The sequence below is a fragment of the Sphingomonas kyeonggiensis genome (assembly GCF_014204495.1).
Taxonomy (GTDB): domain Bacteria; phylum Pseudomonadota; class Alphaproteobacteria; order Sphingomonadales; family Sphingomonadaceae; genus Sphingomonas; species Sphingomonas kyeonggiensis_A.
In genome coordinates this window covers 1,298,357-1,312,959 of sequence record NZ_JACHLN010000001.1, presented here as the reverse complement: position 1 = coordinate 1,312,959, position 14,603 = coordinate 1,298,357, and the positions used below count along the sequence as shown (strand labels likewise).

The 14,603-nt window shown below is 67.0% G+C and carries 16 protein-coding genes; 8 read left to right on the top strand and 8 right to left on the bottom strand.

From position 1 onward, the window contains the following. The first annotated feature begins 122 nt into the window (after window positions 1-122). Window positions 123-1,211, top strand: coding sequence for a glycosyltransferase (locus HNP52_RS06490; RefSeq protein ID WP_184164064.1), 1,089 nt, complete (start codon window positions 123-125; stop codon window positions 1,209-1,211). Between the two features lie 37 nt (window positions 1,212-1,248). On the opposite strand, the gene HNP52_RS06485 is transcribed toward HNP52_RS06490, so the two are convergent. From HNP52_RS06485 to pyrE, 8 genes are read right to left on the bottom strand one after another with little or no spacing between them, the layout of a single operon-like run. Further along, the gene (locus tag HNP52_RS06485) at window positions 1,249-3,303 is read right to left on the bottom strand and encodes a TonB-dependent receptor domain-containing protein (protein ID WP_184164061.1); all 2,055 of its coding nucleotides are present in this window, start codon (window positions 3,301-3,303) and stop codon (window positions 1,249-1,251) included. Further along, the gene (gene maiA / locus HNP52_RS06480; RefSeq protein WP_184164058.1) at window positions 3,300-3,923 is read right to left on the bottom strand and encodes a maleylacetoacetate isomerase; all 624 of its coding nucleotides are present in this window, start codon (window positions 3,921-3,923) and stop codon (window positions 3,300-3,302) included. The genes HNP52_RS06485 and maiA overlap by 4 nt, the downstream gene beginning before the upstream one ends. Next, window positions 3,920-5,083 carry an AI-2E family transporter gene (locus HNP52_RS06475; protein WP_184164055.1) on the bottom strand — a complete coding sequence of 388 codons (1,164 nt, stop codon included), beginning with the start codon at window positions 5,081-5,083 and terminating at the stop codon, window positions 3,920-3,922. Before HNP52_RS06475 ends, maiA begins: the two co-directional genes overlap by 4 nt. Continuing rightward, on the bottom strand, window positions 5,083-5,955 hold the full coding sequence (gene lepB / locus HNP52_RS06470; protein ID WP_184164052.1) for a signal peptidase I: 873 nt from the start codon (window positions 5,953-5,955) through the stop codon (window positions 5,083-5,085). Before lepB ends, HNP52_RS06475 begins: the two co-directional genes overlap by 1 nt. Next, the gene (acpS, locus tag HNP52_RS06465; protein WP_184164049.1) at window positions 5,955-6,359 is read right to left on the bottom strand and encodes a holo-ACP synthase; all 405 of its coding nucleotides are present in this window, start codon (window positions 6,357-6,359) and stop codon (window positions 5,955-5,957) included. The genes lepB and acpS overlap by 1 nt, the downstream gene beginning before the upstream one ends. After that, complete coding sequence (locus tag HNP52_RS06460) at window positions 6,356-6,643, bottom strand: hypothetical protein (protein ID WP_184164046.1); 288 nt, start codon at window positions 6,641-6,643, stop codon at window positions 6,356-6,358. Before HNP52_RS06460 ends, acpS begins: the two co-directional genes overlap by 4 nt. Continuing rightward, window positions 6,640-7,368 carry a pyridoxine 5'-phosphate synthase gene (locus tag HNP52_RS06455; RefSeq protein ID WP_184164043.1) on the bottom strand — a complete coding sequence of 243 codons (729 nt, stop codon included), beginning with the start codon at window positions 7,366-7,368 and terminating at the stop codon, window positions 6,640-6,642. The genes HNP52_RS06460 and HNP52_RS06455 overlap by 4 nt, the downstream gene beginning before the upstream one ends. Before the next feature lies 1 nt (window position 7,369). Next, window positions 7,370-7,951, bottom strand: coding sequence for an orotate phosphoribosyltransferase (gene pyrE / locus HNP52_RS06450; protein ID WP_184164040.1), 582 nt, complete (start codon window positions 7,949-7,951; stop codon window positions 7,370-7,372). 178 nt (window positions 7,952-8,129) lie between these two features. Between pyrE and coxB the strand changes: the two genes are divergently transcribed. From coxB to HNP52_RS06415, 7 genes are all read left to right on the top strand, one after another. Then, entirely contained in the window at window positions 8,130-9,215 is a 1,086-nt protein-coding gene (gene coxB, locus HNP52_RS06445) for a cytochrome c oxidase subunit II (RefSeq protein WP_409372603.1), read from the top strand. A 1-nt stretch (window position 9,216) separates the two neighbouring features. Continuing rightward, window positions 9,217-10,893 carry a cytochrome c oxidase subunit I gene (gene ctaD, locus HNP52_RS06440; RefSeq protein WP_184164035.1) on the top strand — a complete coding sequence of 559 codons (1,677 nt, stop codon included), beginning with the start codon at window positions 9,217-9,219 and terminating at the stop codon, window positions 10,891-10,893. Between the two features lie 168 nt (window positions 10,894-11,061). Beyond that, the gene (locus HNP52_RS06435) at window positions 11,062-11,949 is read left to right on the top strand and encodes an aspartyl protease family protein (protein WP_184164032.1); all 888 of its coding nucleotides are present in this window, start codon (window positions 11,062-11,064) and stop codon (window positions 11,947-11,949) included. Window positions 11,950-12,019: 70 nt separating this feature from the next. Beyond that, entirely contained in the window at window positions 12,020-12,922 is a 903-nt protein-coding gene (locus tag HNP52_RS06430; RefSeq protein WP_184164029.1) for a heme o synthase, read from the top strand. Further along, window positions 12,919-13,086, top strand: a complete 168-nt coding sequence (locus tag HNP52_RS06425) for a hypothetical protein (protein ID WP_184164026.1) — start codon at window positions 12,919-12,921, stop codon at window positions 13,084-13,086. The genes HNP52_RS06430 and HNP52_RS06425 overlap by 4 nt, the downstream gene beginning before the upstream one ends. Next, complete coding sequence (locus HNP52_RS06420; protein WP_184164023.1) at window positions 13,083-13,649, top strand: cytochrome c oxidase assembly protein; 567 nt, start codon at window positions 13,083-13,085, stop codon at window positions 13,647-13,649. Before HNP52_RS06425 ends, HNP52_RS06420 begins: the two co-directional genes overlap by 4 nt. A gap of 80 nt (window positions 13,650-13,729) precedes the next feature. Further along, on the top strand, window positions 13,730-14,563 hold the full coding sequence (locus HNP52_RS06415; RefSeq protein WP_184164020.1) for a cytochrome c oxidase subunit 3: 834 nt from the start codon (window positions 13,730-13,732) through the stop codon (window positions 14,561-14,563). The last annotated feature ends 40 nt before the right edge of the window (window positions 14,564-14,603 follow it).

The window sequence follows — 14,603 nt, the reverse complement described above, 5'->3', positions numbered from 1 at the left end:
CTTTACCGGCGCCATGCGGCTTTGCAGCCCCCAGTTCACACGACGCGAAATTGGCTGGTGACAGCAGAATGCGGTTTATTGCGGGGGCGATTTGGGCGTAAGAGTGGCAATTCGCAAGGTCTATGTTGCACTGCACCCATCCTGAAACCGCGCACCATATCCTCACCTATGCCCAGCGATTGCAGGGTGGCGGGGTGGAACGCGCGATGCTGCGCATGGCGCGCGGATGGCTCGATTCGGGGCGTCGGGTGACCCTGGTGCTGGGCAGCCGCGAGGGACCGCTGGCCGCCGAGATCCCCGACGGCATCGACCTGATCGAGCTCGGCGACCCGCGCTATTCGGCGCTGCTCTCGCTGCCGCAGCACGTTCGCACGATGCAACCCGACCTGATTTTCTGTGCCGGCAACCACTATAGCGGGATCGCCGCCGCGACCCGGCTGCGGCTGGGACGGAAGAGCCCGCCGATCGTCGGCAAGGTCTCCAATGCACTGGTGCGCCCGGAGCTCTCGTCGGGCGCGGCGTGGCGCTATCGGCAATGGCTGAGGCTGCACCCACGCTTCCTCGACCATGTCGTGGCGATGACCCCGGCAATGGCGGCGGAAGCGATCGCCGAGATGGGCATGCCCGCCGCGCGGGTAAGCGTGATCGCCAATCCACCCGCCGCGACGATCGCCGGGGCCATGCCGGTGGCGCTGCCCGAGGGACGTTACCTGATCGGCGTCGGCCGGCTCGAGCCGCAGAAGCGCTGGGACCGGCTGCTCACCGCCCTGCCCCGGCTGGCGGACCAGCAGGTAAAGCTCCTCCTGCTCGGCGAAGGTGGCGCGCGGGCGGCGCTCGAAGCGCAGGTGTCGGCATTGGGGCTTGGCGACCGGGTGACGATGCCCGGCCATGCCGGCGATCCTCTGCCCGCGCTGAAAGGCGCGGCAGTGGCGGTGCTGACTTCGGACTATGAAGGCGTTCCCGGCGTGCTGCGCGAGGCACTGTCGGTGGGGACGCCGGTGGTCTCGACCGAATCGAGCGTTGCGGTGCGCGAGATCGTCCATGCGCCCGAACTGGGAACGGTGATCGACCGCGAGGATGCAGAGGGGCTGGTCGCGGCGCTGGACCACTGGCTGGGTGCAGGTGCGGTGCGGCCCGCGCCGGTCGCGGTGGGCGGCGATCCGATCGCGGACTATCTCGCGCTGTTCGATCGGCTGGTTGGGGAGAAATAGCCGTCATCCCGGCGAAAGCCGGGATGACGAAGATCGATCACCGCAGCCTGATCTTCGCCCCCAGCCACAAGGTCCGCGGCAGGGCGCGTTCGATCACGCCGGGCCCGCTGATCCCGGCCTGGACCTCGGCGTCGAAGATATTCTCCGCCCGCGCCTGGAGCGTGAAACTGCGCGTGAGCGGCAGCACGGCACCGGCGTCGAGCGTGAAGGCGCCCTTCAAGGTTCGCGTGTTCTGGTCGTCCTCGAACTGCGGCCCGGCATAGCGCGCGGTCAGCGAGGCGCCGGCATCGTCCCGGCTCCAACCGAGAGTCGCGCTCGCCTGGTGGCGCGCGGTCTGGGCCGGGCGAAGCCCGTCGAGCGGCGCGGACACGCCCGAGGCGGAAACCCGCGAATCGGTATAGGCATAGGAAGCGCCCAGGCTGAGATCGCCCGAGGTCCAGCGGCCGTCGAGTTCGACGCCCTTCGCCGTCACCGCGTCGAGATTGCGGCGCTGGCGATAGAAACCCGCCGCCGAGACGAAACCCACTCCGGGGAAGGTGCCGGGCCCTTGGGCAATCGTGACATTGGCGATCGCTCTGTCGAGCCGGTTCCAATAGCCGGTCGCACGGAAGCTGAGCGTGCGGGTCGGCTGCCAGTCGGCACCGATCTCCGCACCGGTCAGCCGCTCGGGATCGAGCGCGGCGTTCGCCGCGGTCGCGTCGGCGCCGGCCCGGAAGGGACGGTAGAGTTCGTTGAGCGTCGGCAGACGCCAGCCGCGATAGCCCGCCGCTCGCAGGGTCACTCTCCCCAGGCGATAAGCCGCACCGGCGCGGCCCGTGGCTTCCCAGCCGTGACGATCGGAGAAGTGGCTGTCGGTGAGCACCGGCCCCGGTGCCAGCGACGTCTCGCGCAGCGACCCGCCCGTAATGTCCCAATGATCGAGGCGACCGCCCAGGCTGAGCGTCAGCGGACCGCTTTCGTAGCTGGCATCGGCAAAGCCACCGACGGTCAGGCTCTCGCCGCCCGCGACGCGGCGGCGCGTCGGCAGGCCCGAAACATAGGTGTAGAGTTCCTCGGTTTGCCCCGAAACGCGGCGCAGATCGCTGCCCAATCGCAGGGTCACACCGCCGCCGACGGGCGGTGCGATCTCGACGCGCGCGCCCAGGCCGGTGGCGGGCACGGCATATTGATCGAGCGTGGCGGTGGCAGCGGTGCGCGTGTCATTGACGCTGGCGAATCCCGAAGCAAAGCCGCGCGTCTGGAGATAGGCGAGCGCCGACCAGCCCCAGGTGCCGCGACCGACCAGCCGGATGCTGGCGTCGGCGCCTTCGCTCTTCACCTGGGTGAAGTCGACGCCGCGATCGCGGTGGTCGGCAAAGGCGGAGAGATTGGCCTGCAGCTCGACATTGCCGCCAAGATCGGTGACCGCACGGAGCGCCGCCGCCGCCTGCTCATAAGGCGCCGGGCGATCCGCCGGGCCGCGATCCTCCGCAACAATCGGCGTGAAACCGTCGCCCCGGGCATATTGGCCGGCAAGCGTGATGAAGCCGCGCCCCAGGGCCGCCGCGCCGACGCCCGAAACGTCGACGCTGTCGCGGCTGCCATAGAGCGCATCGAGGCTGAGGGCGCCGAGCTGTGCGGGGCTGCTGCTCTCCAGTTCGATCGTGCCGGCCAGCGCGCCCGGCCCGGCATAGCCGCTGCCGCCACCCCGGACGATGCGGGCGCCGGCGAGACGATTCGGGAGATAGGCCGGGAAGGCGACCCAGCCGCCGAACGGATCGGCCTGGGGCACGCCGTCCAGCAGCAGCAGCGCCCGGCTCGAGGCATTGCCGCCCAGGCCGCGCAGGGTGATGCCCTGCGAGGTCGGATGCGCCGAGCGCGAATCGGAGCGGCGGAACTGGGCGAGCCCGGCAGCATCGCGCAGCGCGTCCTCGAGCCGGCCGCTGGCGGTCCCGGCGATCCGCGCGCGGTCGATCGTCACGACATCATAGGCAGCATCGCCCGGAGGCGCCTCCAGCCCGCGCCCGGTGACGACGATCTCATCGGGGTCACGGTCCTGGGCAAAGGCCGGCGCGGCGAGCAGCAAGCCCGCCGCGATCCCAAGGCACCTCACTTCGGCGCCACGGCGTCGGGATGGGCAGCGGCGAAGGCGGGCAGCGCGGTACAGGCCGCGTCGATCGCGACGAGCCGGGGAAAGGCGGCGAGCGGCGTGTCGAAGCGCCGGGCGTTGTACATCTGCGGCACCAGGAACAGGTCCGCCACGCCGGGCGCGTCGCCGCCAAGGAACGGGCTCTCGCCCGCCATCGCTTCCAGTGCCGTGAAACCCTCGGCGATCCAGTGGCGCGTCCAGTCGTTCCGCCCCGCCTCGTCCACGCCCATGTCCTTGAGCCGGCGCATGACGCGGAGATTGTTGAGCGGATGCGTGTCCGCCGCGATCACCAGCGCCCGCGCCAGTGCGGCAGCACGGGCATCGGGATCGGCGGGGATCAGTCGCGGCTCGGGATAACGCGCGTCGAGCCAGTCGAGGATCGCCAGGCTCTGGGTAATGACATGACCGTCATCCGCCTCCAGCGCCGGCACGAAGCCCTGCGGATTGCGCGCGAGATGCTCGGGGCTGCGCTGCTGGTTCTCGAGCAGCATGACGTCGCGCCGCTCGACCGCCACGCCCTTGAGGTTCAGCGCGATACGGACGCGGTAGGACGCGGAGGAGCGGAAATAATCGTAGAGGATCATGCCGCGCTCGTCGGTGGCTCGAGCGGCGTGGGTGCATCCTGGTCATAGCCCTTGCGCAGCCGCACCCGCCACTTGACCCGCGAGCCATGCTCATTGGCGGCTCGGGCGGCGCGCTCCGCCTCGCTCTCCAGCGCGACCTTGATCATCGCCACGATCGGATCGGCCAGCGCCAGGCCGAGCACGCCGAACAGGGTGGAGGCAAGGATCTGCGACGACAGGGTGAGCGCCGGCGGCATGTCGACCGTGCGGCGCGCGACCAGCGGCAGCACGACATAGCCGTCGAAATTCTGCACGCCGAAATAGATGATGATCGCCCAGATGCCCGTCTCGGTACCGGCGCTGAAGCCGACCGAGACCATCATCACGCCCGAGATGAAGGCGCCGATATTGGGGATGAAGGCGAGCACGCCGGTGATGATGCCGAGCAGCAGCGCCATCGGCACCCCGGCGAACCACAGCAGGATCGCGGTGAGCACGCCTTCGAAGAGCATGCCGAGCAGGCGCCCGGCGAGCAGGCGGCGCATCGTCGTCGCCATGCGGCTGATCGTGACGGCGAAGGCGTCGCGCGCATCGCTCGGCACCAGCCATTGCAGCCCGCGCTCATAGATGCGCGGCTCCAGCGCCACGAACAGGCCGATGATCACGATCATCAGGAAGGAGGAAACCGCGCCGAACACCGAGCCGACCGCCGAGGTCAGCTTGCCGACGCTGCCCAGCGCTTCCTTGGCCAAGCCGGTCAGGTCCGAGCGCCCCGGCATCAGCCCGAGCTCGGCCACCCATTGCGCCACCTTGTTGGCCTGCACTTCCAGCGTGGTGCGCAGCTGCTCCGCCTGGGCGGCGATCTGCATCCCGGTCAGGTAGAAGATGCCGCCGAAAAAGGCGATCACCAGCAGGATGACGATGACGATCCGGAGCGTGCGCGGGATCGGCAGGATGCGGCCGAGCAGGCGCGCGCCGCCGTCGAGCATCGAGGCGAAGACCAGGCCGCCGAAGATGATCAGGATCGGCTGGACCAGGAGCACGAACAGCGCCACCGCGATGCCGAGGCCGAACCAGACGCTCGCCTTTTTCAGCTCGGCGCGGACCACGGGATCGCGCAGCTCGTTGGGCCCCGGCTCCTGGACGACGTGGACCTTCGCGGATTCGAGCGCATCACTCATCACTGGTTATCCCGTTGGGGGTGGAGCGTGGTGCCGGCACGGCCGGGACGGAAGGACTTGGGCCAGGTCAGCGGGTTCCAGCTGGCGCTGCCATCGAGGCTGAAGGTTATGAATTCGGCGCGACCACCGATATTCTCCCAGGGCACCGGCCCGCCCAGCCCGTTCTGCGAGAGCGGGAAGCGGCTGTCGGCCGAATTGTCGCGATTGTCGCCCATCAGGAACACCTTGCCCTGGGGCACCCGGATCTCGGGGTAATTGTCGCCACGTCCCACGCGGAAGCCCAGGTCGACCGTGTCGTAGGACCGGCCATTGGGCAGGGTCTCGCGGAAGATCGGCAGGCGGCAGAACTGCTTGCCGCCGCGCGTGACGAGGAAGCCGTGATAATGGTCGTCGTCGCAGCGGGTGTTGGTATCGACCGGAATGTAGCGGTCGCCCATCGCGCGGCGGGGCACTGCCTTGCCGTTCAGATAGACGATGCCGCCGCGCACCCCGATCATGTCGCCGGGCAGGCCGATCACCCGCTTGATATAGTCGGTATTGGTGCCGGGCGGGGTGACGATCACCACGTCGCCGCGCTCGGGCAGGCGCCCCAGGATGCGGCCGGGCATGTGCGGCAGCACATGGAAGGTCGGCGTCACCCAGCTATAGCCATAGGGATATTTGGTGACGACCAGCCGGTCGCCCACCAGCAGCCCGGGCAGCATCGATTCGCTGGGAATGAAGAACGGCTTGGCGATCAGGCTGTGGAAGCCGAGCACCGCGACCACGAGCCACAGGATGCCGCGCGCCTCCGCCCACCAGTCGGTGTGCGGTCGGGCTTCGGCCTCTTCCTCGAACGCTTCGTGACTCAACGCGAGCTCGTCCGCCCCCATCAACCTTCCTTCACCGCCTCGATCATCACCATGGCGAACGCCCAGGGATGATCGTCCGTCAGCGTCAGATGCACCTTGGCGACGTGACCCGGAGGGGTGATCGCGTCAAGCCTCGCCTTCGCGCCTCCGGTCAATGCCAGCGTAGGGGCGCCGGAGGGCGCGTTGACGACACCGATGTCCTTCATGAACACGCCCGCCTTGAACCCGGTTCCCACCGCCTTGGAGAAAGCCTCCTTGGCGGCGAAGCGCTTGGCGAGCGTCGCGGCATAGTTGTGCGGGCGGGTCTTCGCCTTGGCGATCTCGCGATCGGTGAAGCTGCGCTGCTCGAAGCGTGTACCGAAACGATCCAGCGACTTCTGGATGCGCTCGATATTGCAGAGGTCGGAGCCGAGGCCGAGGATCATAGGGTAAGCGCCAGAATGAGGTGAGCAGCTACAAAGGCGACAACCGGAGAGGCCAGGAGCAACGCCATGGCAATCCGTGGACGGCGATCCGCGACCATCAGGCCCGTCGCCCCGACCAACAGCGCTATCGCCACTGCCGGCATCGACTGTTGCCAGAAGGCCCAATCGACGATCCGCTCCTCCACGCCGAGCTTGGCAAACGCGAACCAGACCGGGTGAAGACCCAGCACCGTCGCGGTGCCGATCGCGCCAACCGCGAACACCGCGAAGAGGGCGCGTCTCACCGCGCCGCGTCCATCAGCGCGCGCATGTGGCGGATCACCGGCGCCAGCCCGTCGAAGATCGCCTCGCCGATCAGGAAATGCCCGATGTTCAGCTCCATGATCTGCGGGATCGCCGCGATCGGGATCACATTGTCGAAGGTCAGGCCGTGGCCGGCATGCGGCTCCAGCCCCGCCTTCACCGCCAGCGCGGCGGCATCGGCGATGCGCTTGAGCTCGGCCTCGCGCGCATCTTCCTCCAGCTCGCAATAGCGGCCGGTGTGCAGCTCGACGACCGGGGCGCCGAGGCGCAGCGCCGCGTCGATCTGGCGCGCGTCGGGCTCGATGAACAGCGAGACGCGGCTGCCATTGGCACGCAGCTTCTCGACCATCGGCGCGAGATGGTTGTGCAGCCCGGCAGCGTCGAGCCCGCCCTCGGTGGTCCGCTCCTCGCGCTTCTCCGGCACGATGCACACCGCATGCGGACGCGCGCGCAGGGCGATCGCCAGCATCTCCTCGGTCGCCGCCATCTCGAGGTTGAGCGGCACGGTCAGCTGGTCGACCAGCCGGGCGATATCGTCATCGGTGATGTGGCGGCGATCCTCGCGCAGGTGCGCGGTGATGCCGTCGGCGCCCGCCTCGACCGCGAGCAGCGCCGCGCGCACCGGATCGGGATAGCCCGAGCCGCGCGCGTTGCGCACGGTCGCGACGTGATCGATGTTCACGCCGAGGCGGAGCTTTCCGCCCATCTCAGGCAATCGCGCGGCTGCCCGGCTTGGTCGCGGGGATCGCGGCCAGTTCGGGGGGCAGCTGGTCGGCGGGATAGGCGGGCACGTCCATCTTGAGCAGCGAGACGAGCGGCACGCCGACATCGGCGGTGCCGTTCGAGCGATCGACGATGCAGGCGGCGCCGAGCAGGTTGCCCGGATGCTTGCGGATCGCGGCGATGCATTCGCGCGAGCTGAGCCCGGTGGTGACGATGTCCTCGACCATCACGATCCGCGCGCCCTCGGGAATCTCGAAACCGCGACGCAGCTGGAATTCGCCCTCTTCGCGCTCGACGAACACGGCCTTGCAGCCGAGTGCCCGCGCCGTCTCATAGCCGGGAATGATTCCGCCGATCGCGGGCGAGACGACCATGTCGACTTCGCCGAACGACTCGCGAATCAACTTTCCTAGTGCACTGCACACACGCTCGGTTCGCGCAGGGTCCTCGAAAATACGCATCTTTTGCAGGAAGATGGGCGAACGAAGCCCGGAAGACAGGATGAAATGACCTTCGAGCAACGCACCTGCAGCACGAAACTCATCCAGAACTGCGTTGCCTTCCAATGCTCACTCCATCATTCCCGGGATTGTCGATTTCCCTTAGGACCAGCCTCTATCGACCGCAACGGCCGATCAAAAAGGGTTGAGAATGGATGCATGACTCGTATACCCCGATTGCACTGGGGGTAATCCTTTCCCAGCCCGGGGCTCTTGCGGAACAGGGTGAAGATAGACGATGCGCATGCTTGGGTTGACTTCGATCCTCCTGGCGGCGGGGATGGCGTTCGCCACGCCCGCATCCGCCCAGGAGCCTGCCGCAAATGCCGCGGCACCGGTCGCCAACACCGCCGCTCCGGCGGCTGTCGCGACCCCCGCTATTGCTGATCCCACACTCGATGCCACCGGCAAGCCGCTGACCAAGGCGGCTCCGGGCATCGGCCAGCCGACCGCCGACGCGATCTCGCTGCAGCCGCAGGTGACGCCGACCGGACGCGAAGCGCACTGGTTCCACAATGTGGTGCTGCTGCCGCTGATCACGATCATCTCGATCTTCGTGCTGATCCTGCTGCTCTGGGTGATCGTCCGCTATCGCCGCGCCGCCAATCCGACGCCGAGCCGGACCGCGCACAACACGCCGATCGAGATCGTCTGGACGCTGGTGCCGGTGCTGATCCTGATCGCGATCGCCGTGCCCTCGATCCGCCTGCTCGCCGCGCAGTTCAAGCCGGCGCCGAAGGATGCGATCACCCTCAAGGCGATCGGCAACCAGTGGTTCTGGAGCTATGAATATCCGGACAATGGCGGCATCCAGCTGACCGCGAACATGCTCAAGGAGCAAAGCCAGGTCGGCAAGGGCGAGCGCTTCCGCACCGATGCCGACGGCCCCCGCCTGCTGGCGACCGACACGCGCGTCGTGCTGCCGGTCGGCGTGCCGATCCGCCTGGTCACCACCGCGCAGGACGTGATCCACAGCTGGGCGGTCCCCGCCTTCTGGATCAAGCTCGACGCGGTGCCGGGCAAGCTCAACGAGACCAGCTTCATCATCGAGAAGCCCGGCCTCTATTTCGGCCAGTGCTCCGAACTGTGCGGCGCGCGCCATGCCTATATGCCGATCGCGGTCGAGGCCGTGTCGCCGGCCGAATTCGCCCAGTGGGTGAAGGCAAAGGGCGGCACCATGCCGAACGAGGTCGCCGCGGCTGCTGCCGCCGAGGCCGCGCAGAACGCCGCCGCGCCGGCCGCCGAGACCAACGCCGCCGCCGAACCGGCCGCCACCAACGAGACCGCGCCGGCCGCCAATGCCGCCGCCGGCAACACGACGGGCAACTGAGATGACCGACACCGCCATCCACGCGCATGATCACGGGCACGACCATGCCCATGATCACCACGATGCCGATCACAAGCCGGGCTTCTTCGCCCGCTGGTTCATGTCGACGAACCACAAGGACATCGGCACGCTCTACCTGATCTTCGCGATCGTCGCGGGCATCATCGGCGGCTCGATCTCGGGCCTGATGCGCTGGGAGCTCGCCGAGCCGGGCATCCAGCACCTGCCGACCTGGATCGGCTATCTGCACCACGAGGCGAAGTTCGACGACGCCATGCACTTCTGGAACGTGCTGATCACCGCGCACGGCCTGATCATGGTGTTCTTCATGGTCATGCCGGCGATGATCGGCGGCTTCGGCAACTGGTTCGTGCCGATCATGATCGGCGCGCCGGACATGGCGTTCCCGCGCATGAACAACATCTCGTTCTGGCTGCTGATCCCGGCCTTCCTGCTGCTGCTCGCCTCGCCCTTCGTCGGCATCGGCGCGGGCACGGGCTGGACGGTCTATGCCCCGCTCTCCACCTATGGCGAGCCCGGGCCGTCGGTCGACATGGCGATCCTGTCGCTCCACCTTGCCGGCGCCAGCTCGATCCTGGGCGCGATCAACTTCATCACCACCATCTTCAACATGCGCGCGCCGGGCATGACCCTGCACAAGATGCCGCTGTTCGTGTGGTCGGTGCTGATCACCGCCTTCCTGCTGCTGCTGGCGCTGCCGGTGCTCGCCGCCGCGATCACCATGCTGCTGACCGACCGCAACTTCGGCACCGCCTTCTACGACCCGCAATATGGCGGCGACCCGATCCTGTACCAGCACCTGTTCTGGTTCTTCGGCCACCCCGAAGTGTACATCATGATCCTGCCGGGCTTCGGCATCGTCAGCCACATCATCGCGACGTTCAGCCGCAAGCCGGTGTTCGGCTATCTCGGCATGGCCTATGCCATGGTCGCGATCGGCCTGGTCGGCTTCGTGGTGTGGGCGCACCACATGTTCACCACCGGCATGTCGGTGACGATCAAGATGTACTTCACCGCCGCCACCATGGTGATCGCGGTGCCCACCGGCGTGAAGATCTTCTCGTGGATCGCGACGATGTGGGGCGGCTCGATCAGCTTCAAGACCCCGATGGTCTGGGCGATCGGCTTCATCTTCATGTTCACCGTGGGCGGCGTCACCGGCGTGGTGCTCGCGAACGGCGGCGTCGACGACTATATGCAGGACACCTACTATGTCGTCGCGCACTTCCACTATGTGCTGTCGCTCGGCGCGGTGTTCTCGCTGTTCGCCGGCTTCTACTACTGGTTCCCGAAGATGTCGGGCCGGATGTACAGCGAGTTCCTCGGCCAGCTGCACTTCTGGGTGTTCTTCATCGGCGTGAACGTGATGTTCTTCCCGATGCACTTCCTGGGCCTGCAGGGCATGCCGCGCCGCTATCCGGATTATCCGGATGCCTATGCGCTGTGGAACAAGGTCGCCTCGTTCGGCTATCTGATCATGGCCCTGTCGATGGTGATCTTCTTCTGGAACGTGATCCAGTCGCTGCTCGCCGGCCGCAAGGCAGAGGGCAATCCCTGGGGCGAAGGTGCGACGACGCTGGAATGGACGCTGTCCAGCCCGCCGCCGTTCCACCAGTTCGAAACGCTGCCGGTGATCGACGATCACGGACACCATTGAGCAGCGCCGAAAGGCTGGAATTGAAGACGCCCCGGAAGGAAACTTCCGGGGCGCTTTCGTTTCGCCCCCGTCGCATGGGCAGCGGATCTGGTCGCGACGCGGCCGCAAGTTCATCGCCGCGAAAGATGCGACATCGAAACGATGCCCGGGACCACAGGGAGACAGACAATGAAGTTCCTGCCCGCCGCCTTCGCGCTGCTGCTTGCCGCCATCCCCACCGCCGAAGCGCAGCAGGCTCCCACGGCGCCCGACGCAGTCATCCAGATGAAGCCCTGGCGCACCCGCTGGGCAATCGAAGCCGAGGTTGGCGGCAGGAAGGGGCTCTACCTGCTCGACACCGGTGCGGGGATCACCCTTGTTTCGCCGGAAAGCGCAAAGCGCGCGGGATGCGAACCCTGGGGCCGGCTGACCGGTTACAACATGATGGGCACCCGTCATGACGGACCGCATTGCGGCGAGACCGTGCCGGTCATCGTGGCCGGGATCACGCTCACGCCGCCGATCCTCGGCCTTATCGACATGGGCAAGCTCAACCCCAGGGACGTCGATCTCGACGGGATCATCGGGCTCAACCTGTTCGAGGGCCGTACCGTGACCTTCGACTTCGCAGCGGGCGTGATGACGCTCGAATCGGAGGCAAGCCGTGCCGCGCGAATCGCGAAGATGCGCCCGCTGCGCATCCGGCTGAAGCGCGAGATCGATGGCGGCGCGCTGGCGGTGATGGCCGCGGTGCCGTCGAAGAAGGGCACGCTCTGGTTCGAGCTCGATTCGGGCAATGGCGGCACCGTGCTCGCTTCGAAGCCGATCGCTAGGCTGGTGGGCATGGACCCCGCGCTGGAAGACAAGCAGCCGGCCGATTTCGAAGTGCTGGGCGACATCCGCGCGACAACCGGCGATGCGTTCACCCCGGACATGATCATGGACGGCAATCTCGGCATGCCGTTCCTGCGCAACTGGGTGGTGACGCTGGACCTTGCCCACGGCCTCGCCTGGATCGGTAAGCCGCCGGTGCCGCCCAAGCCCGCCGCGCCGCTCGACACCAGGGTGAAGCACTGATCGGCCCGGCGCGGGTCAAATCGTCCACTTTGCCGCCGGCTCGCGCTGTCCTATAGCCGGTGGCACGACCATGAGCACTTCCGCCGCCACCGTTTCGCTTCCCGCCGACTGGCGTGACTTCCTCGCGCTGACCAAGCCGCGGGTGATGACCCTTGTCGTCTTCACCGGGCTCTGCGGCATGCTTGCCGCGCCGGCGCATATCCACCCGATCCTGGGCTTCACCGCGATCCTGTGCATCGCGCTGGGCGCGGGCGCGGCGGGGGCGCTCAACCAGTGGTATGAGGCCGATCTCGACGCCAAGATGAAGCGGACGCAGAAGCGCCCGCTGCCGGCGGGACGGATGGATCGCCAGTCGGCGCTGCACTTCGGCGTGGGGCTGGCCTGTTTCAGCCTCGTGCTGATGTATTTCGCGATCAACCTGGCGGCGACCCTGATCCTCGCCGCCTCGATCCTGTTCTACGTCTTCGTCTACACGATCTGGCTCAAGCGCCGGACGCCGCAGAACATCGTGATCGGCGGTGCCGCCGGCGCCTTTCCGCCGATGATCGGCTGGGCGGCGGCGACCGGGGACGTCAGCACCATGCCGGTGCTGCTGTTCGCGCTGATCTTCCTGTGGACCCCGCCGCATTTCTGGGCGCTCGCGCTGTTCGTGAAGACCGACTACGCCAATGCCGGCGTGCCGATGCTGCCGGTGGTGGCGGGCGAGCGCACGACGCGCATCCAGATCGGGCTCTACACGATCCCGATGATCCTGTGCGCCGCCGCCCCCTGGCCGCTCGGCTTCACCGGCGCGATCTACGGGATCACCGCCGCGGTGATGTCCGGCCTGTTCCTCGCCATGGCGGTGCAGGTGGCGATCCGCCGCACCGGGCCGGATGACGACATGGCGCCCGAGAAGCGGCTGTTCAAATTCTCGATCCTCTATCTGTTCGTCGTTTTCGGCGCGCTCGTTATCGACAGGTGGTTCGCATGACCGATGATCTGATCCAGACCCCCGCGACTCCGTTCGAGGAGGCCGAACTGGTCCGCGCCCGCCAGCGCAGCCGCGCCGTGGTGATGGCGGTGCTGCTCGGGCTGTTCGTGGTGCTCGTGTTCGCCATCTCGATCGTGAAGATCCAGCTGGGCCACGCCGTATGAAGTGGCCGAGCCGCAACCTGCGCGTCGCCATCCTCGCCGGCATCGGCGTGTGTTCGATGACCGGGCTCGGCTTCGCGGCGGTGCCGCTCTACCGGATGTTCTGCGAGGCGACCGGCCTGAACGGCACCACCCAGCGCGGCCTGCGCGCGCCGGGCAGCGTCGGCCAGAAGATCACCGTCGCCTTCGATTCGAACGTGGCGAAGGGCATTCCCTGGAAGTTCCAGCCCGAACGCCGATCGGACACGATCGATATCGGCGGGCGCGACATGGCGTTCTTCACCGCCACCAACACCGGCGACCATGAAGTGACCGGCACGGCGACGTTCAACGTCACCCCCACTTTCGTCGGCAAATATTTCACCAAGATCCAGTGCTTCTGCTTCACCCAGCAGACGCTCAAGCCCGGCGAGACGGTGCGCATGCCGGTGATCTTCTATGTCGATCCCAAGATCCTCGACGATCCGGATGCGCGCGACGTGCAGGAAATCACCCTGTCCTACACTTTCTACCCGTCCGAATCGCCTGCGGTGAAGGCAGCGGCGGCCACCGCGCACGGATCCTGAATCGACCCGACACGAGGGTTGTTGCGGGAAGCGAATTCGCGCCCTAAGCTCCGAGCAAAAGCTTAGGACAGGGAAGATCGATGGCCGGGGCAAAGAATCACCAATACCATATCCTGCCACCCAGCATCTGGCCGCTCTTCGGTGCATTTGCTGCCTTTGTGCTCGCCATCGGCGGCATCATGGTGATGCACAGCTATCCGAGCGCCTATCTGGTCTTCTTCTCGGGCCTCGCGCTCGTGGCGATCACCATGTTCGGCTGGTGGGCCAAGGTGATCCAGGAAGCGCATGCCGGCGATCACACGCCGATCGTGCAGCTCCATCTGCGCTACGGCATGATCCTGTTCATCGCTTCCGAAGTGATGTTCTTCGTCGGCTGGTTCTGGGCCTGGTTCGACTTTTCGCTCTTCCCCTCGCATGTCGAGGCGGTCGGCGGGCAGTGGCCGCCCAAGGGCATGGAAGTGCTCAACGCCTGGCAGTTCCCGCTGCTCAACACGCTGATCCTGCTCTGCTCGGGCTGCACCGTGACCTGGGCGCACCACGCGCTGATCAACGGCGATCGCGAGGGGCTGAAGAAGGGCCTGTGGCTGACGGTGCTGCTCGGCATCTCGTTCAGCTTCTTCCAGGCCTATGAGTATATGGAGGCCCCCTTCCCCTTCAAGGCGGCGAGCGAGGGCGGCTCGAGCTATGGCGGCGCCTTCTTCATGGCGACCGGCTTCCACGGCTTCCACGTCATCGTCGGCACGATCTTCCTGATCGTGAACCTGGTGCGCGCGTACAAGGGCGATTTCACCCCGAAGCAGCATTTCGGCTTCGAGGCGGCGGCCTGGTACTGGCACTTCGTCGACGTGGTGTGGCTGTTCCTCTTCGCCTCCATCTATGTCTGGGGCGGCTGGGGCGCGCCGGTCCACGGCTGACGTGACCGACACGACCAACGATAATCCAGGGGGAGGCGGC